The organism is Brucella sp. NBRC 113783 (assembly GCF_040372265.1).
Lineage (GTDB): Bacteria > Pseudomonadota > Alphaproteobacteria > Rhizobiales > Rhizobiaceae > Brucella > Brucella teleogrylli.
The window spans coordinates 164066-187277 of sequence record NZ_BAABRX010000002.1 but is presented as its reverse complement, the minus strand read 5'-3'; the positions used below and the strand labels follow the sequence as shown (position 1 = coordinate 187277).

Below are 23212 nucleotides of genomic sequence, written 5' to 3'. Positions count from 1 at the left end.
ATAAGAGTGGCGAAACCGCTGGAAAACCGATCAATAGAGCGGTTCTTCATAGAGTTGCCGCCCTTCGTCCCACAAAGCCTTGATGACCGCAGTACCGCTGTCATCGACAGCAACGACAACGGAAATCCGGCTTTCACGTTGCCCGATCTCGATATCGCGACCCTGCCCTTCAGGAACATAATAGCGTTCGATGCCGAAATTGAGGCGGATTGTCTGATCCGGATAGCCCAAAACCGGATAAGTCGACTGGCCGCGAATCTGCACTTCATCCGGCGCCAGATCGGTGAACGGGCTGAGCGCCGCCCGCGAGAAATGCCATAGCTTTTCTGCATCCGGCTTTAGCGCCACATAGACCGTTCGTGGTTCGCCCGTGGGTTTACCCTGCACATCCTTGCCCATGACACTGGAAATTGCGTAGCCGAGGATGACGTAATCGCCGCGCATCAGATCGCGCGGATCGACCGGCTCGGTCTGCAACACGATTTCATGGCCTGAACGCAATATGGATGCGCGCTGTTCGATGCCCGCATAAAGAATGCCGCTCTGCAGCAAGGCGGAGACGGCAGCGCCTATATAAAGCCACTTCTTGCTCATGACTGGCTCCCCGCTTCGCGTTTTTTACCGAACCGCCGTTCCATCCGGCGGACAAAGGCCGCCAGCAGCAGCACGAGGACGCCTGCGGTCAAGAAGAAGCCCGACGTACCGATCATCGTGCCCACGGTCGTGAATGCCAGATAAAGCACCTGAAACGAAAACGTCGCATAGGCGATGGAGCGCAGTCCGCCATTGTCGCGACCACACAGGGCGATAGCGCCAATCGATAGGCCGAGGATCAGCATACTATAAAGAACATCCTGATCGAGCGAGGCAGAGCCGCCTGACGAAGAGAACATATGATTGAGCTGCAGAATGCCAAGCGACAGCAGGGCCAGCATCAGCCCGTAGGAAGCCAGCGGCTGCGCGAAGCGGGTGAGCCGCTCCATCGTGTCATGTGCGAATGCATCCGCCAGCATCAACGCGATGCCGACCGCAATCATGAGGCACAGGATCACGTCGTTTTCATTCTGAATGTAAAGCAGCAAGGCCCAGCCGATTGCGAACAGGGCCCAGAGATGGGCGGCATGGCGCGAACGCGTGAGGAGTGCTGCACCGACGCCGACCAGCAACAGAAGCGGACCGATCCAGCGATAGGCCAGCTCACCATTGTCAGCCGATGTGCCGTCAAACACGAATGTCGAAAGATAAAAACACGCAACGCCTGCACCGAATGCAGCCAGAACCGGTGCACGCACCAGGAAGGCTGACGCAAGCACGCCCAGGGTCCAGTAGACGGCGGCGGAATGAACATCGCCGGACACGTGATACATCTGCCCGACAAGCGCGATACCTGCGCCGAAGGATGCGGCACCGACGACATAAAGAGCGGACGAGAACACCTTGTCGCCCCTCGCCTGTCGCCATGCGCCGCCGAGATAGCCGATCCAGATAAGTGCAAGCACCATCCCGATCCGCATCAGGCGCGGCATATCCTGCCAGTTGGCGGCAACCAGCATGATGACGGCTGCGCCCAGAAGCAGACCGCCAAGCGTGGCGAGCACCGCACCCAAGCTGAAACCCGTTGCTCGTTTTTCAAGATCCGCATTCAGGCGCGACGCGGTAACCGCATCGATCAGCCCTTCCTGCTGCCAGCGCTCAACCAGGCGCTCCACTGAGATTGAAAAAGACAAAATGACTCCCGGGTCAACGAACTGAGATGGCGGTCGCAACCGCAACCGGTTGAGAACATATAAGAAACTTCGCAACCAGCAAACCACCCGATCAAATCGCATTGCGGCAATTTTGTGCCGGAACAGTCCAATCGATTTAAAGCGTCGTGCAGGAACCGCAAGGCAGCTATGCAAAGTCGGCTCTGCAACTTGCAAAAACAATAGCTTATATCATGGGCAACAAAAGAGATGAATTGAACCCAAGCGATAGCATCGCACATTGAAGGATTAAGATCATGAACCTGTTTCGCTCTTACAACAACTGGCGCCGTTACCGTGAAACCGTCAGCGAACTGAACCAGCTTTCGACTCGCGAACTGAACGATCTCGGCATCTCCCGCGCCGACATCCCTTACGTCGCTCGTCAGAGCAAGGCTCGCTAAGCATCAAGCTGAAGGCCGAAAAGCTGTTCGCGACGATTGCACTACGCTGAACGCCTTTCGATGAAAATTTCAGATTGAAGTTTCGCGCTGTGAATACCACCAGGACTGGATCCTCCTCCCACCAGCCCTGGTTTGTCGCCAAGCCATCCTCCTCCTAGGCTTAGCGACAACGAGACCGGTTCTCCTCCTCCCAATCCGGTCTTTCCATATGGCATCCGTCGCACCTCCTCCCGCGACGGATGCCATTTGTTTTTCTGGACCTTGCTCGCCCATTGATGGCCGCCAGCAAAGGCGATATGGGAAGGACCATGACAAACACATCCGATCTCACCCCCATTCACGTCGTTGGCGGCGGTCTCGCTGGCTCCGAAGCCGCCTGGCAGATTGCGCAGGCAGGCGTTCCTGTCGTGCTGCATGAAATGCGTCCCGTGCGCGGCACTGATGCGCACAAGACCGAACAGCTGGCCGAACTCGTCTGCTCCAATTCATTCCGCTCCGACGATGCCGAAACCAATGCTGTCGGCGTGCTGCATGCGGAAATGCGCCTTGCAGGCTCGCTCATCATGGCCTGCGCCGATGCACATCAGGTTCCGGCGGGCGGCGCGCTTGCTGTGGACCGCGAGGGATTTGCGCAAGCCGTGACCGAAAAGCTTGAAGCTCATCCGCTGATTAGCATCAAGCGCGAGGAAGTCACCGGCCTGCCGCCTGAAGAATGGGGCACGACCATCGTTGCCACCGGCCCGCTGACCGCGCCGTCGCTTGCCGAAGCCATCGCTGCGGAAACGGATGCCGATGCACTCGCCTTTTTCGATGCGATTGCGCCCATCGTGCATTTCGATTCGATCAATATGGATGTCTGCTGGTTCCAGTCGCGCTACGACAAGGTCGGCCCCGGCGGCACCGGCAAGGATTATATCAACTGCCCCATGGATAAGGAGCAGTATGAGGCGTTCGTGGCTGCGCTTGTCGAAGGCGACAAGACGGAATTCAAGGAATGGGAAGGCACGCCCTATTTCGATGGCTGTCTGCCGATTGAAGTCATGGCGGAACGCGGACCCGAAACGCTGCGCCACGGCCCGATGAAGCCTATGGGCCTGACCAATGCGCATAACCCGACCGTCAAGGCCTATGCGGTTGTGCAACTGCGTCAGGACAATGCGCTTGGCACGCTCTACAACATGGTCGGTTTCCAGACGAAGCTGAAATACGGCTCACAGACCGGCATCTTCAAGATGATTCCCGGACTGGAAAATGCCGAATTCGCGCGCCTCGGCGGTTTGCATCGCAACACCTACCTGAACTCGCCCGTGCTGCTCGACAGCGTGCTGCGCCTGAAGTCGCGTCCGACACTGCGCTTTGCCGGTCAGGTGACGGGTTGCGAGGGCTATGTCGAATCATCGGCCATCGGCCTTCTTGCCGGTCGGTTCACCGCTGCGGAGCGACTGGGCAATGCTGCCGTCCCGCCACCGCCGACAACCGCCTTTGGCGCACTGCTTGGGCACATCACCGGCGGCCATATCGTCGCTGACGATGCCGAGCCTGGCAAGCGGTCGTTCCAGCCGATGAATGTCAATTTCGGTCTGTTTCCGCCGGTCGAAGTGCCGAAGGAAGAAGGCAAGCGTCTGCGTGGCAAGGAAAAGACCATCGCCAAGAAGCGTGCGCTTTCCGCCCGCGCGCTTGCAGATTTCCGCACATGGCTGGAACAGCTGGCCTGACGGTCAGAAATTGGCGCGAAGCATCAGCCACTGCTTACGGATAGCCGAAATATCGGCTGTCCGTTCTGCCGCCCTGCCGCCAAGGCGTTCAATCGCTTTCAGATAAGCTGGCACGATGGCCATCGGCAAAAATGCCGGTGCAAGGCTTTTTGGCAATGTCGCCCTTGCCTTATCGAAAATCGCCAGATGTTCCCGCGCCAGTGCCAGCATGACGCTGACCACGCGCTCACAGGCCGACGGATCGTCGTTGGCAAAAAATGCTTCGCGCGTTACGCCGACCGATGCCAGCATGTCGGCTGGAACATAGAGCTGGCCGCGACGGCGATGGATCGGCAAAAGGCGCAGCAGGCCTGTGGTCGCCTGCGCGACGCCCGCGTGACCGGCGGTTTCACTCTGCGCCTGCGCGGCGTCACGATCCAGAATAAAGCCGGCTAACTGAATGATTGCCGAAGCGGTCTCACCGCAATAGCCTTCCAGATCGTTACGGCTTGGCATCGGATCGTCATAGAGATCGAAGATACGCGCCTCGCAATAATTGTCGAAAGCGGAGCGCGGAAGCTCGTATTTGTCGATTGTTTCGACCAGAGCAGCGGCAACCGGGTGCGCATCAGCGCTGCCCCTCGCCTCGCCATTGATCAGATCGCGCCACCATTGCAGACGTACTTCGCCCGGCAACGGCTCATGAACAAGATCGCGAATGCGCGCCACTTCCGCATTGAAGGCATAGAGTGCCGCCAGCCCGCCGCGTTTATCCTCCGGCGCATAGAGCACCGACAGATAACGGTCCCGGTCAGCCTCACGAAGAAGCGCCAGGCAATGTGCCTCATTCTGGTTCATGATCGTTATTCTACTGCAATAAGCGCCGCCGCAACCGCGCGATCTTCCGCCAGCAGCACATTATAGGTCCGCACGGCAGCACCTGTGCTCATCGGATCGGATGAAATGCGATGCTCGCGCAAAACAGCGCGCACGTCTTCTGGAATACGCCGCAGATCCATTCCGGTTCCAACCAGCAGAATTTCAATATCCGAAGCCTGCTCCAGAATCAGCTCCAGATCGGCCCGCGAAAGCACCGGCGGCATTGCAGGCTTCCAGCCGTGAATACCGGAGGGCAGACACAGGATCGAACCGCGATGCGACATTTCGGCGAAACGAAAACCACCATCGCCATAAGCATCAATGGGCGCGCGCCCCGGAAAATGCGCTTCGCGTATTTCTATTCCCTTGGCCATTCTCAGCTTTCCAGATTGAGCGACTGTGCAAGTTCGTCGCCCATTTCCTCATCCTGCTCAGGCCCGCGCGGCTTCAGTCCAAACTGAACCAGCAACGGTGCGGCGATGAAGATCGACGAATAGCTCGCCACAATAATGCCGACACTGAGCGCCAGCGCAAACATGCGGATATCCGCGCCGCCAAAGGCGTAAAGCGGAATATGCGCGAGGAACGTCACGAAAGACGTCAGCAAGGTACGCGACAGGGTCTGGTTGATCGAGGCATCGATGATCGCAGGCAGCGGCGCGCTGCTGTAGCGGCGCAGGTTTTCGCGAACGCGGTCATAAATCACGACCGTGTCGTTCAGCGAATAGCCGATGATCGTCAGGATTGCCGCGACGCTCCACAGATTGAATTCCATGCGGAAGACAATGAACATGCCCGCGAGAATAACCACGTCATGCAGGGTCGATAGCACTGCGCCAAGCGCCAGCTGCCAGCGGAACCGCACCCAGACATAGATGAAAATGCCGATTAGCGACAGGACAACGGCCAGAATACCGGCGCGCGACAGCTGTTCGGAAACCGTCGGGCCGACGACTTCCACACGCTGGAACGAATAATCCTGTTCGAACTCACCGCGCAGTTTTACAGCGACCGTCTGTTCGGCGTCATCACCGACTTCCTGGCTGCCGATGATCACAAGCGCCGAGCGCGCTGATTTGGCGGGCAGAACGCGGGCGCTGTCGATATTCAGTTCGGAGAGACGGTCCTGAATATCTTCCAGATTGGCGTCACCGCTGCGCGCCTGAAGCTCGACCATTGAGCCGCCACGGAAATCGATGCCGTAGTTGAAGCCGATATTCACAAACAGCGCCACCACGATGGCGCAGGCCAGCACGGAGATGCCGAGCGTAATGAATTGAAGGCGCATGAACGGAATATGCGTCACCGTCGGCACCAGCTTGAGGCGGCGCTTCGGCACTTCCTTCGGCTTTGCCGTGCGCACCCATTGGGCGATCAGCAGTCGGGTAAAAGTCAGCGTGGTGAACAGCGTCGTGCCAATACCAACCGCGACGGTCAGAGCAAAGCCATGCACCGTGCCGGAACCGAGCAGGAACAGAACCAATGCGGCAATGAGTGTTGTCAGATTGGCGTCGATGATGGTCGACAGAGCGCGGTAGAAACCGGATTCCATCGCCTGAACAACGGAATAGCCCTTGCGGCGATCTTCGCGCACGCGTTCATAGATCAGAATATTCGCATCAACCGCCATGCCGATGATCAGCACGAGACCTGCAACGCTGGCGAGGCTGATGGAAGCGCCGATCAGCGACATCACCGCAGTCAGGATGATGATATTGACTACAAGCGCCACCATCGCGATGACGCCAAGAACGCCATAGGACAGCACCATGAACAGGCCGACCAGAAGAGCGGCGAGAAGTGCAGCCGTCACGGCGGCGCTGGCATAATCCTCGCCAAGTGCCGAGGCGATGGTGCGCTCTTCAAGCACGGTCACAGCCTGTGGCAACGTGCCGGAACGCAGAACCACGGCCATATTGTTGGCAGCCTGCAAATCGAAGGCGCCAGAAATCTGCAATTCGTTTGTATCGAGTGGCTCGCTGATGACCGGCGCAGACACGACCTGATTATCGACCACGATGGCAAAGCTCTTGCCCGTCGCATTGGCGGTCAGCTCTGCCAGACCTTTGCGGCCCGCGTCATCAAGGGTCAGGGTAATAACCGGTTCATTATCATCGGAAGAAAGCGTGGCCTTCGCGTCGGTGATATTCGCGCCGGTGAGAACGGGCTGTTTCTTGACGAGATAACCCACCGGCGGATCGTCATAGGAATAGACGACTTCGCTGCCCACCGGGGGCGCGCCGCGAATGGCATCGTCCGGCGAAACGGAATCATCCACAGCGTGGAATGATAGATCGCCGCGAATACTCAGAATGTCTTTCAGAAGCTGCGCATCGTAAAGGCCCGGAACTTCGACGCGAATCTGGTTGCGCGCTTCGGTTTCCACAACGGGACGACCGTAACCCAGTTCCTCCAGCCGCTGCCGCATGATCTCGGCACTGTGTTCCAGATCGTTGCGGCCTGCATTTTGAACCTGCAGAACAAGGCGGGAGCCGCCGGAAAGATCAAGGCCGAGGGCGACCTGCTTCTTCGGCAGGAAACCGGGCAGATTCGCCAGCGTTTCACGCGAGAAAAAATTAGGGGAAGCGATGACAAAGCTGACGAGAACCGCCAACCAGATCAGGGCCGATTTCCAGCGTGAAAAATAGAGCATAGAGCAGCAATTCCGTTTCAGCTTGGCCCGTTTTGGCCTGGATAGGGCATGCCGGGGTACGAATGCGCACCGCTCTCCGGCCTTGGGTCATGCGCGCATACAAAGGTCGCGCCGACCGAATATTGCACGGGCTCCGGTTAGTGAATGCTTACCGGAGCCCGTATCATCTCAAAAAGAGATCACTTGTTCTTATTATCGGCGACTGGTTCGCCCTTGACGCGCACATCCATCAGGGTGCTGCGCAGAACCTTGATGCGAACGCCTTCGGCGATTTCGACTTCGACTTCATTGTCGTCGACGACCTTCTGCACCTTGCCGACGATGCCGCCGCCGGTGACAACCGTATCGCCACGGCGCACTGCGTTCAGCATTTCCTGACGCTTCTTCATCTGGGTCCGCTGCGGGCGGATGATGAGGAAATACATGATGACGAAGATCAGGATGAACGGCAGGATGCTCATGAGCATGTCTGGGCCAAAAGCGCCGCCGCCAGGTGCTTGAGCGAAAGCCGGTGTTACGAACATTAGGAACTCCTCTGAAGTCTCAAAGACAATTTGTTAAGGGCATTACAATGGTTGGCGCGCCAAATGCAACCGACGATCATCCCGCCTGCGCCAAGGTCGCACACTTTTCGCCTCCGCTGTGACATGTTAAGCCGTTCAGACACCACTAGGGGCATGGAAATGACGACCGAAGACATACTCAGCCAGAAACTGGACCGTTTGATCGCCGCGCTCGAACGTATCGCACCACCAGAAGCCAAAACGCCGGACCTCGACGCCGCAGACTGTTTTGTCTGGGCGCCGGAACGATTGACGCTTGATCCGGTGAAGCGGGTTAACCGCGTGGATATCTCCCTGATCCGTGGCGTAGATTTGGTGCGCGACCAGCTTGTAGACAATACCCGCCGCTTCGCAAATGGCTATCCGGCAAACAACGTTTTGCTATGGGGCGCACGCGGCATGGGCAAATCCTCGCTGGTGAAGGCCGCGCAGGCCAGCGTTAACGCCGAACTCAAGTCCCAGAAGCCGCTTAAGCTGATCGAAATCCATCGCGAGGATATCGACAGCCTGCCGACGCTGATGAACATGATCAAGGATACGGAATATCGCTTCATCCTGTTCTGCGACGACCTTTCCTTCGACCATGACGACACGTCTTATAAGTCGCTCAAAGCCGCGCTCGAAGGCGGCGTCGAGGGCCGTCCGGGCAATGTGATCTTCTATGCAACATCGAACCGCCGCCACCTCATGCCGCGAGACATGATCGACAACGAGCGTTCCACGGCGATCAACCCGTCGGAAGCGATTGAAGAAAAAGTCTCGCTGTCGGATCGTTTCGGCCTTTGGCTCGGCTTCCATAAGTGCAGCCAAGACGATTATCTCGCCATGGTTGACGGCTATGCAGACCATTTCAAACTGAACTACGACCAAGCCAAGCTTCACGCGGAAGCACTGGAATGGTCGACCACGCGCGGTAACCGCTCGGGGCGCGTGGCCTGGCAATATGTTCAGGACCTTGCTGGCCGCCTCGGCGTTGCAATGTAAGAATAGAAAAAGGCGGGCTTTTCAGCCCGCCTTTTCGTTTGCATCTCTCAGCGCAATCAGCTTTCCAGATATTTGGAAGGATTGACCGGCGAGGAATTCTTGCGCACTTCAAAGTGCAGCTTCGGCGACTTCGCATTGCCGCTCATGCCGGACTTTGCGATATCTTCGCCACGACGAACCTTCTGGCCGCGCTGCACCAGTATCTGGCTGTTATGGCCATAGACCGTGACAAGACCGTTGTCGTGACGGATCAGAACCGTCTGACCGAATTCCTTCAAACCGTCGCCAGCATAGATGACGACGCCGTTTTCAGCGGCCTTAACCGAGGTTCCTTCCGGAACCATGATATCGATGCCATCGCTGACAGCGGTGCCTTCACGCTGGCCAAAGCTCGCCAGAATACGACCGCGAACCGGCCAGCGCATCTGGGAAATACCGGTGGAAGAAGGCGCTGCGGCCTGATCCTTCTCGGCATCCTCGATCACCTTGTTGCTCGCCTGCGGCGGCGTGTAAGGCTTGACGCTTCCAGCTGTTTCCGGCGCTGCGGCAACAGCCTTGGCAGGGCTTGCGGGCTGTGGTGTTACAGCGGCAACTTGCGTTACAGCAGCAGCACCGGCTGCCGGGATCACCAGCGTCTGGCCGACGCGGATTGCGCCGTTAGACAGGCCGTTGGCCTTCTTCAGGTCGTCAACCGGAACGTTGTGCTTCTGTGCGATAGAGAACAGCGAATCGCCGCTCTGGACCGTATAGCCGCCCTTTGGTGCAGGCGGCGTTGCCGTGTTCGCGCCAGCCGATGCCAGATCGGTTGCGGCAGCAGATTTCTTGCCGTTAACCGAAGGGACTGCGGGGACAACAGCTATGTTGTTGTCCGTCGGGCGCGGGGCACCCTGCCCCGGCGTTGCCGGAAGCTGGCCCAGAACCTTTTCCTTCGTGCCGTTCACGGCATTATGGGTCGTCGTGGCAGCGCTTGCCACGCGGGTCTCTGCGCCATTGACCTGATTGGCCGCCATATCGCGGGCCTGACCAACCTGGTTCTGCATCTGCGTTGATGCCGCAGCGACTGGTGCCTGAACCGACTGGCGCGCTGCGGCGACCGGTGCCGCCATCGGAGCGGAAGACACCGCAGAAGGCGCCGGAAGGGAATTGCGCTGTACCGTTCCGCTGGAAAGCCGCGGGGCTGGCGCTATTGGGGCGGACGCATAAACATCGCCTGCGGGCTGTTGCGCAACGCGCTGATTGGACGTCGAACCGGTAAAGATGCCGTCTGTGAAACGCATCGTATCGGAACTGCACCCGGCTCCAAAGCCGGCAATCAGAACAATTGCGACATTCCGCAGGAGACGTTCGGACGTATGATGCAAAATTGGGAAACGCATGTTCAACTCGTCCATACTCGAAACTCAGTAAGACGATTAAAGCGCGTTAATGTTACTCGCTGGTTAAGAACGGCCCAACTTTGGAAAAAGATTCACCAATTAAACACCATAAGCCCGCATTGGCGCGCGGCCATCATCGGTGGGCACTGAAACACATGACGGGTAGATTGGAAAATATTAATCTTCAGAGAACCGACGAAACGCCTTCAATGAAGGGCTGATAACGAACAGCCATCAGGTTTTCCTGCTCGAAACGGCTGCCAACCTTCGAGATTCGCGTCACGATCTGTTCGCCGTCACCGGGACCAATCGGCGTGATGAGAACCCCATGCGTTGCGAGCAGCTCCACGAAATGACGCGGCACTTCCTCGCAAGCCAGCCAGAGAATGATTCGGTCGAACGGCCCGCCCGGCATGCCATGCCGTCCATCGGCATGCTTGACCATGATGTTCTCACGCTTGAGCGAGACGAACTGCTGCAAGGCATGGTCGCAGAGTTTGCGGTAGCGCTCTACGGTCGTCACACGACCGGACAGCAATGACATGACAGCGGCGGTAAAGCCCGATCCCGTGCCGATTTCCAGCACGCGATGGCCGGGTTCCAGCTTGAGCGCGGCTAGCACACGCGCCTGATCGTCAATGCCTTCGATATATTCGCCGCAATCGAGTGGCGCCGTGCGGGTGCTATAAGCCAGATGCGACCACGCCGAAGCAAGAAAGCTCTGGCGTGGGGTTGCTTCAATGGCTGCAAAGAGGCGCGGATCATCAATGCCGCGCGCGCGCATGCGCAAGACGAAGGATGCAAATCCTTCCCGGTCCGAAAGCCTTGGCCGCTCAGACGTTGCCTGCCTCATGCTTCCCCCCGCTTCAAGCTTCAAGACCAAGCGCAGAGCTCAGTTCTGCACGAATCTTATGCGCCGTCAGGTCGAGGTGCAACGGCGTGACCGAGATGCAGTCGGAGCGGATGGCGGCCAGATCGCTGTCGTCGGCGACCGGAGCTTTGCCGCGACCGAACCGCAGCCAGAAATACGGAAAACCGCGACCGTCGCGGCGCTCGTCGAGACGCGCATCATGGCTGAGCTTGCCCTGCGCCGTCACGCGTGTGCCCTGCACTTCATCCGCACCGCAATTCGGGAAATTGAGGTTCAGCAGAACGCCTTCCGGCCAACCGGCTGCGACCAGCTTGCGGATGAGGTCTGGCGCGTGCGCTTCAGCCGTTTCCCAAGGAACGATCCGGCGGTCGCCTTCATAATCATATTCCTGCGACAGGGCGATGGAGCGAATGCCGAGCAGCGTTCCTTCCATCGCACCGGCCACGGTGCCCGAATAGGTCACGTCGTCTGCGATATTCGCACCGGAATTGACGCCGGAGAGGATGAGGTCCGGCGCACCCGGCAGCACATGACGGACGCCCATGATGACGCAATCGGTCGGCGTGCCGCGCAGTGCGAAATGGGTATCGTCAATCTGGCGCAGGCGCAGCGGCTCCGACAAGGTCAGCGAATGCGCCAGACCGCTCTGGTCGGTTTCCGGCGCAACCACCCAGACATCATCCGAGAGCTGTCGTGCGATTCGCTCCAGAACTGCGAGGCCTTCAGCGTGGATACCATCATCGTTCGTCAGCAAAATTCGCACGTCTTCACTCCTGCTTTAGTTATTGAGATCCTGAATCACGCAGCCTTTTCAATGCGCGTGAGGCCGCCCATGTATGGCTGCAATGCTTCAGGAATATGAATGCTGCCATCTTCCTGCTGGTAATTTTCCATGACGGCTATGAGCGCGCGACCGACAGCAACGCCAGACCCGTTGAGGGTGTGGACGAAGCGCGTGGACTTCTCGCCCTCCGGGCGATAGCGGGAATTCATACGTCGACCCTGGAAATCACCGCAGACCGAGCAGCTGGAGATTTCGCGATAGGTGTTCTGACCTGGAAGCCAGACCTCGATATCGTAGGTCTTCTGCGCGCCAAAGCCCATATCGCCGGTGCAAAGCACGACGGTGCGGAAAGGCAGTCCAAGACGCTTCAGCACTTCTTCGGCGCAAGCCGTCATGCGCTCATGTTCGGCAATCGAGCTTTCTGCATCGGTGATCGACACCATTTCCACTTTCAGGAACTGGTGCTGGCGCAACATGCCGCGCGTATCGCGCCCGGCGGAACCGGCTTCCGAACGGAAGCAAGGCGTCAGCGCGGTGTAGCGCTGCGGCAGGGTCTTCACATCGACGATTTCGTCGGCGACCAGATTGGTCAGCGGCACTTCCGCCGTCGGAATCAGCCAGCGCCCATCCGTGGTGCGGAACAGGTCTTCCGAGAATTTCGGCAGCTGGCCGGTGCCATAAACGGCCTCATCGCGCACCATCAAAGGCGGCATGGTTTCGATGTAGCCATGCTGCGTCGTGTGGAGGTCGAGCATGAACTGACCAAGCGCACGCTCAAGACGCGCCAGACCGCCCTTCAGAATCGTGAAGCGCGCACCGGCGATTTTCGCGGCGCGTTCGAAATCCATCATGCCGAGCGCTTCGCCCAGCTCATAATGCTCCTTTGGCTGGAAGGAGAAATTGCGCTGATTGCCGACGCGGCGAACCTCGACATTGTCGGCTTCGTCCCTGCCAAGCGGCACATCGCCAAGCGGAACATTCGGTATTGTCGACAGCGCGTCGTTCAATTCCTTGACCAGCCGACGCTCTTCTTCCTCAGCGTGAGCGAGGAAATTCTTGAGCTCGTTTACTTCCGCTTTCAGCTTATCGGCGGTGGCGGTGTCTTTTTCAGCCATCGCCTTGCCGATTTCCTTCGAAGCGGCATTGCGACGTTCCTGTGCGGCCTGAACCTTGCCGACATTTTCGCGGCGCTTTTCGTCGAGCGCGATCAGTTCGGACGAGAGCGGCCCTGCCCCGCGCTTTGCAAGCGCCTTATCGAGGTCTTCAGGGTTTTCGCGAATCCATTTGATGTCGAGCATGGGAAAAGCCGTTTCGTGAAATTTGAGTACAAGCGGGCCGCAAAAGCTGCGGCCAGCGGAAATCGTAGTCTACGATCAGGAGGAAGAAGCGTCGTTTTCAGCTTCTTTTGCGTTCTCTGCTTCGTCGCGTTTCTTCTCGATCATACGAGCCACGATAATGGAAATCTCGTAGAGAAGGATCGTCGGCAAGGCAAGACCGATCTGGCTCGCCGGATCGGGCGGCGTCAGAACGGCGGCCACGACGAAGGCGATCACAATCGCATATTTACGCTTGTCTTTGAGGCCCGCCGAAGTCACCAGACCAACACGCGCCATGAGGCTGGTGATGACCGGCAACTGGAAAACCAGACCGAAAGCGAAAATGAGCGTCATGATGAGGCTCAGATATTCCGAGACCTTCGGCAGAAGCGAAATCTGCACTTCCCCCGCGCCGCCCGTCTGCTGCATGGCCAGGAAAAACCACATCACCATCGGGGTGAAGAAGAAATAAACGAGCGCGCCGCCCAGCAGGAACAGAAGCGGCGATGCAATGAGGAATGGCAGGAACGCCATACGCTCGTGCTTATAAAGCCCCGGCGCTACAAACTTGTAGATCTGCGCTGCGATGATCGGGAATGCGAGCACAATACCGCCGAACATCGCCACCTTCACCTGCGTGAAGAAGAACTCCTGCGGTGCGGTATAGATCAGCTCGGCCTTGGAGCGGTCCATGCCTGCCCAGTCGATGGCCCATTGATAAGGCACCACAAGCAGATTGAAGAGATGCTTTGCGAAGGCAAAGCAGAACACGAATGCCACGAAAAATGCCAGGATTGCCCAAATGAGGCGGCGGCGCAGTTCGATCAGGTGTTCAAGCAAAGGTGCAGCACTCTGCTCGATTTCATCCTCGTCACGGGTCACGCTTTGGTTCCTGTCTTCTTGGTGGTCTTTTTGGCAGGAGCAACCGCCTTATCGGCGGCTGGCTTTGCTGTATCCGCCGCTTTCTTTGCCGCGGATTTCACCGCAGCCGGTTTTGCAGCAGGCTTTTTGACAGCAGCAGGTTTCGCGACCGCAGGCTTTGCCGTCTCGGCCTTGGCCTTTGTCACCTTCGGTGCCGCTGGCGCAGCTTTTGCCGCCGTTTTGCGGGGCGCCCGCGCAGCCTTGGCAGGCTTTTCCGGGGCATTGTCTGCCTGAACCGGCGCAGATACAGGAACAGGCGCGCCGCTCAAATCGACCGGTGTGGTCACTTCCGCAACCTTGTCAGGCGCCGCAGGCGACATGGAGGTCGAGGATTTGATGCTCGATTTCAGGTCTTCGCCTGCACTTCGAATCGGATCGAAAACCTGCGTCAGCTTGGAGCGCGGATCGAGCTTGCGTGTTTCGTCGATGATATTCTTGACGTCTTCCAGTTCCGCCTCTTTCAAGGCTTCGTTGAACTGGTTGCGAAACTCGTTGGCTGTCGCGCGCATGCGCGCCGTCGCCTTACCGAAGGCTCTAAGCATCTTCGGCAAATCCTTGGGGCCGACGACAACGATCATCACGATCGCAATGACCAGCAATTCAGACCAACCGACATCGAGCATTTTATACCCCGCGCAATGCGCGCGTGTCCCGTCTTTCGGCGGAAAACCGCACTTTTACAGATGACAAACATGCTGCGTATCCATCGCGATACGCAGCATTCTTGATCCGATAGATCAGGACTTGGTGGTTTTCTTGACGGTGTTGACGGTTTCTTCCGCCTTGGCGTCGATCGTGCGACCGTCATCCCCAGCGTCCTTGGCAGCGTCTTCGTCGTTCATGCCCTGCTTGAAGTTCTTGATGCCCTTGGCAACATCGCCCATCAGCTCGGGAATCTTGCCGCGGCCAAAAAGAAGCAGCACAACCGCCAGAACGATCAGCCAGTGCCAGATGGAAAAGCTACCCATTTCATTCCTCTCATCGCTGCTTAAACGCAGCCTGTTCCTGCAATCTCGATAGTGATTTAAGCGCTTTCAAGCAATCTTTCAAACGGAAGTATAGCTGTGAAGGCAGATGTGACGATTTTATTCGTCGCATGTGTCCTCTTTATGTGCAGCGAATTGTGGATCATGACGAGATTGGGCCTATTTCACCCTTTAGGAGCCAGCAGGCCGAGGCCTTCAAGATCGATATCCTCGAGCGGCTCTTCTTCGTCGGTCAGCTCATCCGGATCGATATTCGGCACCGGAACAGCAAAACTTGAAGGCATGCGGGATGAAAGAAGCCCTGCCCCGCGCAATTCTTCCAGACCCGGAAGATCGCGGATTTCCGGCAACCCGAAGTGGTCGAGAAACGATTCCGTCGTGCCATAGGTGACCGGACGGCCCGGCGTGCGGCGACGCCCGCGCAGCTTGATCCAGCCGGTTTCCATCAACACGTCCAGCGTGCCTTTCGAGGTTTCGACACCTCGAATATCTTCGAGTTCAGCGCGCGTGACCGGCTGGTGATACGCAATGATCGCCAGCACTTCCATTGCAGCTCGCGACAGTTTGCGCTGCTGCACCGCCTCACGGCTCATCAGGAAAGCGAGATCGGGCGCGGTACGGAACGCCCAGGCCGCACCGACCTGCACCAGATGCACCCCACGCGACTCATAGACTTTCTGGAGATGCTGCAAGATCGGAGCAAGCTCGGCTCTTGGTGGCAGGCGTTCCTGCAGCGCGCGCTCCGACACCGGTTCGGCGGAAGCAAAAATGATCGCCTCGACGATGCGCGCCAGATCGGCCAGTCCATTTGCCGGAAGCTGTGCTTCCTCAAATTCATCATCCATCTCGAATTCCGTCAGCGGGCGTTCGGCCTCAGACATCCTCGTCCTCGTCAAATTCGCTTAAACCGGGCTTGGCCCGCATATAAATCGGCTCGAACGGCGCATTCTGGCGAACTTCAAGCTTGCCTTCACGCACCAGTTCCAGACTGGCGGCAAAGGAGCTTGCGAGCGCCGACGCCCTTTCCTGCGGCGACAGCGCATAGTCGATGAGAAAACGGTCGAGCGAAATCCAGTCGCCGATATCGCCACCCATCAGGCGCACCAATGCGAAACGGGCTTCTTTCAACGACCAGACGGCACGCTTGGTAATCTGCACATTCGTCACGGCTTGCCGCTGCCTTTGGGAAGCGTAAGCCGTCAGAAGATCGTATAGCGAGGCAGAAAACTGGCTGGCGCGATCGACCATCACCACTTCCGGCATGCCGCGCGCGAAGACATCGCGCCCCAGCCGGCTGCGATTGACCAAGGCGGCTGCTGCATCGCGCATCGCTTCCAGCCGTTTCAGGCGAAATTGCAGGGATGCTGCAAGTTCTTCGCCGGTCTCGCCATCATCCCCTTGCTGCTTTGGAATCAGCAGCTTGGATTTCAGATAAGCGAGCCACGCCGCCATCACGAGATAATCGGCGGCCAGCTCCAGCCGGAACGCCCGGGCCTGCTCCACGAATTCGAGATATTGCTCGGCCAGCGCCAGAACGGAAATACGCGCCAGATCAACACGCTGGTTGCGCGCCAGATGCAGCAGAAGATCGAGCGGACCTTCAAAGCCCTGCACGTCGATCAGCAAGGACGGCTCGCTTTGAGCCCGTTCGGCATCGCTTTGCCACAGCGAATCCATCGGCACGAGCGTGCCGTCTTTTCCGTCCGTGTTCGTTCCTGATGCCGCCAAACCGCTTGCCTCTCGATGCGCAGTCGTCAATCACGCTGCCCGGACAAGCCGGGCAACGCATCTTTGCAGTTTACCAAGTTTTAACGATTACGCTATCGCTTCGAACATACCATTGAATTCTGCGCGCAGTTCATCTTCATCCGAAAGGTCCGGATCACCGGCGTAGACTTCGGCCAGATCAGCGCGACGCTTCGACTTGCCTTCAAGGACCGGCACGCGGGCGGCGACCTGAACCAGTTCCTCCATCACGCCTGCGCAATAAAGCACGATATCGCAGCCTGCTCCGGTGATGCCCCCAGCGATATCGCCAAGTTCACCGGAGAGCGCTTTCATCGAAATATCGTCGCTCATGATGAGGCCATCGAACTCAATCACCTGACGGATGATCGTGTTGATCACGGTCGGCGACAGGGTCGATGGACGCTGCGGATCGAGTGCGTCGAATACGACATGCGCCGTCATCGCCATCGGTAGATCATTCAACGCCTTGAACGGCACGAAATCATGCGCCAGCAATTCGCTCAATGGCGCGTTCACCCGGGCCAGTTCCTTATGCGTATCCGCAAAGGCGCGGCCATGGCCCGGCATATGCTTCATGACCGGCAATACGCCGCCCGCCAGCAAGCCCTCGGCAGCGGCACGGCCCAATTCAGCCACCGCATGCGGATTCTTGGAATAAGCGCGGGCGCCGATCACATCATTTGCGCCCTCGACGGGGACATCGAGCACCGGCAGGCAGTCGGAGGTGACGCCAACCTTCAAAAGATCGAAGGCGTGCAGACGCGCATGCAGCCATGCGGCGCGCAGGCCCGCTTCGCGGTCACGCGTATAGATCGCTCCAATCTCTCCAGCAGAGGGATAGTTCTGCACAAGCGGCGGACGCAGGCGCTGCACGCGCCCGCCTTCCTGATCTATGAAAACCGGCGTCTGATCGCGCCCCGTCACCTCGCGCATATGCGCGGTCAGTTCGGCAACCTGTTCAAGACTTTCGACATTGCGCGCGAACAAGATAAAGCCCCAAGGCCTCTCATCGCGGAAAAAGGCAACTTCATCCGGTGTAAGTTTTGTCCCCGAAACACCGGCAATCCAGGCCTTGCACTGTTTCATGCGAATATCCCTCGTCTTTTCCGCAAATTAGAAATTTGTTCTAACGAAAATTCCATGCACTTGATAGTGCATATGAAAAGGGCGGCCTCAAGCCGCCCTGTTCCTGTCTATTCCCGTGGCTTACCGCGTTACAAGGCAGCTGCCCCCAGCCGACTTCAACCGTCCGCAGAGCGCGTTGGCATCGTCACGCGAACCCGCCTGAACGCGGACACGGTAGTAGGTGCCCTTGCCCGGAATGTCGGCGCGCTTGATATCCACGCCGCGTCCGCCGATCACATTGGCGTATTTCTGCGCCATGTTGGAATAGGACTTCTGCGCCAGTTCGGCTGAAGGCTGTGATGCGATCTGGATGAAATATCCACCGGCACCGGCTGCCGATGCAACCTGCTGATTGGCCGCCGGAGCAGCAGCGGCAGGCGCTTGTGTCTGCGTGCGCTGCGGAACATTGCCCACGATATTGACCGGCTGTTCAGCCGGGCGCGACGGGACAACCGGAGCACGAGCTGGAAGGCGCGGCGTTTCTGCAACCGGCGCCTGACCAACAGGGGCTGGCGCGGCGGGCTGCGGGGCCTGCGGCGCAGGTGCCGAAGATTCCGGCACGGAGTTGCCCGAAGCAATTGCCGCGATTTCGTCACCACCCACCGGAGCGGAAGGCTGTTCCGAAGGCTGGGGGGTGTTGTTGGCCGTCTGCGGTGCGGGCGATTCCGGCTGCATGATCGTGCCATCGGGGCGAACGATCATCGTTTCAACTTCACGCGGCTGGATCAAAGGCGCATTTTCCTGCGCGTTCTGATTACCGGTATTGGCCTGACTGTTTTCAGCCGACGAATCCGGCGTATCCGTCATGGCTTCATTGTCGTCCGTTCCGGAAATATCAACCGGCTCCTCGCCTGAGGTGATCAGTGATTTCTGTTCCGGATTGTTCGGCAAGGTGCCTGCCACACGGTCATAGACCGCCTTGTCCTGGTTCGGCACCGTTGCGCCGCCTGGGTTTTCCGGCTGCATCTTGATCGGCTGCGTGTCGGCACGAATAACGACCGGCTCTTCTGAGCCGCCGCCCATGAAGTGATATCCGATACCGCCGAGCAACACGACTGCACCGGCAACACTTGCCAGAATCAAGCCGCGACGACCGCGTACCGGACGATTGCGATAGGCTTCGGAAGCCTTGCCAAGATCGTCTTCCGGCTGCATGGCGGCACGCGCGCCATAGTCACCACCTTCAACGGTCTGTGCGCCCTGAGCAGCCCAGTGATTGTAGAAATCATCCTCGCTGCCAGCCTGCTCGCCTGCATTATACTGGCCGGTCTGGCGTGGCTGCGGGTGACCATAGGAGCTTGCGGCAGATGCAGCAACAGCAGCACCAAGTCCCGCCGCCGCAGCACCTGCGGCAACACCGGCGTTCGGCAGATAGCTGGATGCGCTTTCGCGGAAAATATCCTCAAAGGCTTTGTCGGCTTCGCTCTGCGCTTCCGATGGGGTGTTCAGCTCATCGACGCCAACCGTATTGAAGACCTCGGCAAATTCAGCTTCGAGATCACCAAGACCGGCAGCGGTTTCCTCTTCACCGTAATTAACTTCCGGCAGATCCAGCGAATGGGTCTGCTCAACCTTGTTTTCGGCAACGCTCAGCGTTTCCACATCCGGTGCGGGTGCGCTGGCAGCCTGCTGCGCGCTGGCAAAATGCGGCATCGATGTGGACGGACGATAATCCTCGTCCGACAGCACCGCATGCGCATAGGCAGGCGCGGCTGCGCTGTTTTCAACGCCGCCCAGATCAAGATCGTCTTCGTTGAAGAAATCATCACCGCCAAGCAGTTCTTCATCGGTCGCCTTGAGCGGTTCCGATTCGGAATAATCACCCGAAGGCTCGAAACCGAAATCGTCTTCGGTCAGGCTCAGCTCATCAAGGTCGGACAGATCGTCATCGGTGCCTTCCGCTGCGGTCGCTGCGGAGAAAGCTGGTGCGTCGAAGGAGAAATCATCATCGAACGAAAAATCGTCGTCTTGCGCTGCAACTTCGTTCGAAGCTTGTTCCGAACCCGGGAAGGCGGCGTAAGGCGCTTCCGCCTGACCAACCGGCTGCGCTGCCGTCACTGGCATTTGCGCAGCAATGCCTGAAGCAAAGTTGCCACGGGTGTAATAGGGATAACCGGATGGCTCCGTGCGCGCGACAGCTTCGTGCACCGGCGCGGCAGCTACCGGCTGATGCGGTTCTTCAAAGGTCTGCTCATCCAGTTGCAGTTCGTCGAGCTCGAGATCGTCAAATGCAGGCTCGGCTGCTTCCTCGCCCGCATAGGCATGATCCTGCGCGGACGCGTAGGACACGGCCTGTTCCGGCTCGTAAGCTGGGGTCTGCGGAGCATAGGATACCGGCTCCGGCTGGTAGCCATAAGCGCTGTCATTTGCGGATTGGGGCTGTGGCTCATCACCGAACAGCAGGTTTTCCAGTTCGTCCTCAAGCGACAAGGACTGATGCGCAGGCTCGACATCATAAGACGGCGTAGCAGGCTCAACGGCCTGTACTTCCCAGTCGCGGCTTTGCGCAGTCTGGGTCAAATAGGATTCTTCGTGCGGCTCGATAGCCGGCTGATAAATCGTCGGATCAAATGCACCGGCTTCGGTCGCATGGCTTCCACGCGCACTATCCAGCGATTCGCGATTATCATAGGCCGAGTTCTGCGCCGCATAAGGATCGCCATACGAATCGCGGGCGCTCGAATAATCGGCATAATCGAACTGCTGAACGGGTTCAGTCCGTTCGATATCTTCGAAGTCGTCCAGTTCAGGCGCAAGAACGGATGCACCGCTATCCAGATGCAGGTCGAGTTCTTCCTCAAGAGCCGAAGCAAGTTCGTCTTCATGCACCAGCGGTTCGGCACCGCGATAATACTGCGCGCTGTAGCGCTGCTCCTGAGCGGCCTCGGACTCGGGCTCCACAGGCTGGCTCTGGCTGGCCGCCGGTGCGTAATCGTCGAAGTCGCCGAGAAGCTCGCGCTCAAGGTCTAGCGACGCATCGAAGCCAGGCTCCGCTCGCTCACGCGCCAGTTCATCTTGCGATCGGCGCTCGTTCCAAGCGGAATGATCACCTTGAGGCGCGCCAAAGTCCACGATTCGCGACAGTTCCATCAGCGGATCGTCTTCGTGCAGCGGACGCTCGCCGTAATTACGGGGATTTGCACTGCTGTCCGTCATGGTGTGTTCCTAACTCAAACCCTGGACGCCGCAAGACGTCACCTTACATTGCTTATTAGCGAGGCAATGTGGGCAAAAGTTGACGGTAGTTTCCTGCACCGAAAGACCAGAACGGGATAAACCAACACCTTCGGTTCATCCCGGTCCTTTCTCGTTAGACTTAATCGTCTGCACCCGAAAGCTTCGTTTGACTTAACGAACCCTCGATCAGTCGATCAGTCCTAGCGCATTTCCGTCGGAGCATCAGCCCCGATGATCGTCAAACCTGACGTCAGCACATCGGAAACAACCTGTACCAGCCCTAGCCTGGCTAATGACAAGTCTGGATCGTTAACCTTAATAAAACGTAAGTCCGGGTTCTCTGTGCCCTTATTCCATTGCGAATGGAACGCGCTGGCAAGATCAAACAGGTAAAAAGCCAGACGATGCGGCTCCTGATGGATCGCCGCTGCTTCGATCAAACGCGGATATTCTGCAAGCTTGCGGACGAGTGCGATTTCGCTCTCGTCGGTCAGCTTGTCGAACTGGGCGGCCATCGCCACACGATCCAGATCAGCGAGACCCAGCTGGTCGGCAGCCTGACGGAAAACCGAGTGCGAACGCGCCGATGCATACTGCACGTAGAACACCGGATTGTCCTTGGACTGTTCCGTCACCTTCGCAAAATCGAAATCGAGCGAGGCATCGTTTTTCCGGTAAAGCATCATGAAACGCACCGGATCGCGGCCCACTTCGTCCACGACATCGCGCAGGGTGATGAATTCGCCCGAACGCTTCGACATGCGCACCGGCTCGCCGTTGCGGTAGAGTTTCACCAGCTGGCAGATCAGCGCCGTGAGCTTTGCCTTGCCGTCGGAAACGGCACGCGCGACAGCTTCAAGGCGCTTCACATAGCCGCCATGATCGGCGCCCAGCACATAGATCATCTCGTTGAAGCCGCGGTCGTATTTGTCCTTGAAATAGGCAACGTCCGCCGCAAAATAGGTGAAGGAACCGTCAGACTTCATCAGCGGACGATCGATATCGTCACCCACTTCGGTCGAGCGGAACAGGGTCTGTTCGCGATCTTCCCAATCTTCCGGCAACTGGCCCTTCGGGGGCGGAATCTTGCCCTTGTAGACATGGCCCTTCAACGTCAGATCGTTGATTGCATTGCGAATCGCCCGCGCATGGTCAGCATGCAACTGGCGTTCGGAAAAGAACACATCATGATGGACGTTCAACGCTTCGAGATCGGCGCGGATCATCGCCATCATGGCATTGATCGTGGTTTCCTTGACGATAGCCAGTGCTTCCGTCTCCGGCATTTCCAGAAGCTTGGTGCCATATTCCTTGGCAAGCGCCTGCCCCACCGGCACGAGATAATCGCCCGGATAGAGACCTGCTGGAATTTCACCGATGATTTCGCCCAGCGCTTCGCGATAACGCAACATAACGGAGTTTGCGAGCACGTCGATCTGCGAGCCCGCATCGTTGATGTAATATTCCTTGACGACGTCGTAGCCCGCAAATTTCAGCAGGTTGGCCAAAACGTCGCCGACAACGGCGCCACGGCAATGACCGACATGCATCGGGCCGGTCGGGTTGGCCGATACATATTCGACATTAACCTTATTGCCTGCGCCAAGCTTGGACCGACCAAAATCCGTGCCTTCATTGAGCATCGCGGCAAGCTCGCGCTGCCAGTAGCTGGCCTTCAGACGCAGATTGATGAAGCCCGGACCGGCAACATCGACTGTTTCAACATCCTCGTCGTTCTTCAAGGCTTCGGCGATACGCACCGCAAGTTCGCGCGGGTTCTGCCCCACGGCCTTGGAAAGAACCATGGCCGCATTGGTCGCGATATCGCCATGGGTCGCATCGCGCGGCGGCTCGACACCCACGCGCGAAAGATCGAGTTCACCGCCATCTTTCGGTTTCAGATCAATATCTTGCAACGTCTTTTTGATACGTGCGTCGAAATCTGCGAAGATATTCATGGTCTGTCCTGTCAGGCTGTCGTCCGG

At 58.1% G+C, this 23212-nt stretch carries 21 protein-coding genes; 3 read left to right on the top strand and 18 right to left on the bottom strand.

Going from position 1 to position 23212, the window contains the following annotated elements; translation table 11 throughout:
- Nucleotides 1-30 precede the first annotated feature (30 nt).
- A complete protein-coding gene (locus ABWW11_RS06260) occupies nt 31-594 on the bottom strand; it encodes a GDYXXLXY domain-containing protein (protein WP_109368874.1) in 564 nt (187 codons plus the stop codon).
- On the bottom strand, nt 591-1727 hold the full coding sequence (locus ABWW11_RS06255; protein ID WP_109368873.1) for a DUF2157 domain-containing protein: 1137 nt from the start codon (nt 1725-1727) through the stop codon (nt 591-593). Before ABWW11_RS06255 ends, ABWW11_RS06260 begins: the two co-directional genes overlap by 4 nt.
- 275 nt (nt 1728-2002) lie before the next feature.
- Between ABWW11_RS06255 and ABWW11_RS06250 the strand changes: the two genes are divergently transcribed.
- Both ABWW11_RS06250 and trmFO read left to right on the top strand, forming a co-directional pair.
- Nucleotides 2003-2149, top strand: coding sequence for a DUF1127 domain-containing protein (locus tag ABWW11_RS06250; RefSeq protein ID WP_078338506.1), 147 nt, complete (start codon nt 2003-2005; stop codon nt 2147-2149).
- 308 nt (nt 2150-2457) lie between these two features.
- A complete protein-coding gene (trmFO, locus tag ABWW11_RS06245) occupies nt 2458-3864 on the top strand; it encodes a methylenetetrahydrofolate--tRNA-(uracil(54)-C(5))-methyltransferase (FADH(2)-oxidizing) TrmFO (protein ID WP_319080306.1) in 1407 nt (468 codons plus the stop codon).
- A 3-nt stretch (nt 3865-3867) separates the two neighbouring features.
- On the opposite strand, the gene ABWW11_RS06240 is transcribed toward trmFO, so the two are convergent.
- The 4 genes from ABWW11_RS06240 to yajC all read right to left on the bottom strand — a co-directional run bounded on the left by ABWW11_RS06240 (nt 3868) and on the right by yajC (nt 7899).
- Entirely contained in the window at nt 3868-4701 is an 834-nt protein-coding gene (locus tag ABWW11_RS06240) for a phytoene/squalene synthase family protein (RefSeq protein ID WP_319080307.1), read from the bottom strand.
- Nucleotides 4702-4706: 5 nt separating this feature from the next.
- Nucleotides 4707-5096 carry an Mth938-like domain-containing protein gene (locus ABWW11_RS06235; protein WP_109368870.1) on the bottom strand — a complete coding sequence of 130 codons (390 nt, stop codon included), beginning with the start codon at nt 5094-5096 and terminating at the stop codon, nt 4707-4709.
- 2 nt (nt 5097-5098) lie between these two features.
- Entirely contained in the window at nt 5099-7375 is a 2277-nt protein-coding gene (secDF, locus tag ABWW11_RS06230; protein ID WP_109368869.1) for a protein translocase subunit SecDF, read from the bottom strand.
- Between the two features lie 179 nt (nt 7376-7554).
- Entirely contained in the window at nt 7555-7899 is a 345-nt protein-coding gene (yajC, locus tag ABWW11_RS06225; RefSeq protein WP_109368868.1) for a preprotein translocase subunit YajC, read from the bottom strand.
- 159 nt (nt 7900-8058) lie between these two features.
- On the opposite strand from yajC, the gene ABWW11_RS06220 reads away from it, so the two are divergent.
- On the top strand, nt 8059-8922 hold the full coding sequence (locus ABWW11_RS06220) for an ATP-binding protein (protein ID WP_181376085.1): 864 nt from the start codon (nt 8059-8061) through the stop codon (nt 8920-8922).
- A gap of 56 nt (nt 8923-8978) precedes the next feature.
- On the opposite strand, the gene dipM is transcribed toward ABWW11_RS06220, so the two are convergent.
- The 12 genes from dipM to argS all read right to left on the bottom strand — a co-directional run bounded on the left by dipM (nt 8979) and on the right by argS (nt 23185).
- Nucleotides 8979-10313, bottom strand: a complete 1335-nt coding sequence (dipM, locus tag ABWW11_RS06215) for a cell division endopeptidase DipM (protein ID WP_109368866.1) — start codon at nt 10311-10313, stop codon at nt 8979-8981.
- Nucleotides 10314-10482: 169 nt separating this feature from the next.
- Nucleotides 10483-11151, bottom strand: a complete 669-nt coding sequence (locus tag ABWW11_RS06210; RefSeq protein WP_109368865.1) for a protein-L-isoaspartate(D-aspartate) O-methyltransferase — start codon at nt 11149-11151, stop codon at nt 10483-10485.
- Between the two features lie 13 nt (nt 11152-11164).
- Complete coding sequence (surE, locus tag ABWW11_RS06205; RefSeq protein WP_109368864.1) at nt 11165-11932, bottom strand: 5'/3'-nucleotidase SurE; 768 nt, start codon at nt 11930-11932, stop codon at nt 11165-11167.
- A gap of 35 nt (nt 11933-11967) precedes the next feature.
- Nucleotides 11968-13251, bottom strand: a complete 1284-nt coding sequence (gene serS, locus ABWW11_RS06200) for a serine--tRNA ligase (RefSeq protein ID WP_109368863.1) — start codon at nt 13249-13251, stop codon at nt 11968-11970.
- A gap of 75 nt (nt 13252-13326) precedes the next feature.
- Nucleotides 13327-14151, bottom strand: coding sequence for a twin-arginine translocase subunit TatC (tatC, locus tag ABWW11_RS06195; RefSeq protein ID WP_109368862.1), 825 nt, complete (start codon nt 14149-14151; stop codon nt 13327-13329).
- Nucleotides 14148-14813, bottom strand: coding sequence for a Sec-independent protein translocase protein TatB (tatB, locus tag ABWW11_RS06190; RefSeq protein WP_319080308.1), 666 nt, complete (start codon nt 14811-14813; stop codon nt 14148-14150). The genes tatC and tatB overlap by 4 nt, the downstream gene beginning before the upstream one ends.
- 114 nt (nt 14814-14927) lie before the next feature.
- The gene (locus ABWW11_RS06185) at nt 14928-15158 is read right to left on the bottom strand and encodes a twin-arginine translocase TatA/TatE family subunit (protein ID WP_109368860.1); all 231 of its coding nucleotides are present in this window, start codon (nt 15156-15158) and stop codon (nt 14928-14930) included.
- Nucleotides 15159-15340: 182 nt separating this feature from the next.
- Nucleotides 15341-16057 (bottom strand): SMC-Scp complex subunit ScpB, encoded by a 717-nt coding sequence (scpB, locus tag ABWW11_RS06180; protein WP_109368859.1) that lies wholly within the window; start codon nt 16055-16057, stop codon nt 15341-15343.
- On the bottom strand, nt 16050-16904 hold the full coding sequence (locus tag ABWW11_RS06175) for a segregation and condensation protein A (protein WP_109368858.1): 855 nt from the start codon (nt 16902-16904) through the stop codon (nt 16050-16052). Before ABWW11_RS06175 ends, scpB begins: the two co-directional genes overlap by 8 nt.
- 87 nt (nt 16905-16991) lie before the next feature.
- The gene (gene nagZ / locus ABWW11_RS06170) at nt 16992-18011 is read right to left on the bottom strand and encodes a beta-N-acetylhexosaminidase (RefSeq protein ID WP_109368857.1); all 1020 of its coding nucleotides are present in this window, start codon (nt 18009-18011) and stop codon (nt 16992-16994) included.
- 120 nt (nt 18012-18131) lie between these two features.
- Complete coding sequence (locus ABWW11_RS06165; RefSeq protein ID WP_109368856.1) at nt 18132-21206, bottom strand: SPOR domain-containing protein; 3075 nt, start codon at nt 21204-21206, stop codon at nt 18132-18134.
- Between the two features lie 221 nt (nt 21207-21427).
- Nucleotides 21428-23185, bottom strand: a complete 1758-nt coding sequence (argS, locus tag ABWW11_RS06160) for an arginine--tRNA ligase (RefSeq protein ID WP_109368855.1) — start codon at nt 23183-23185, stop codon at nt 21428-21430.
- Nucleotides 23186-23212: the final 27 nt, after the last annotated feature.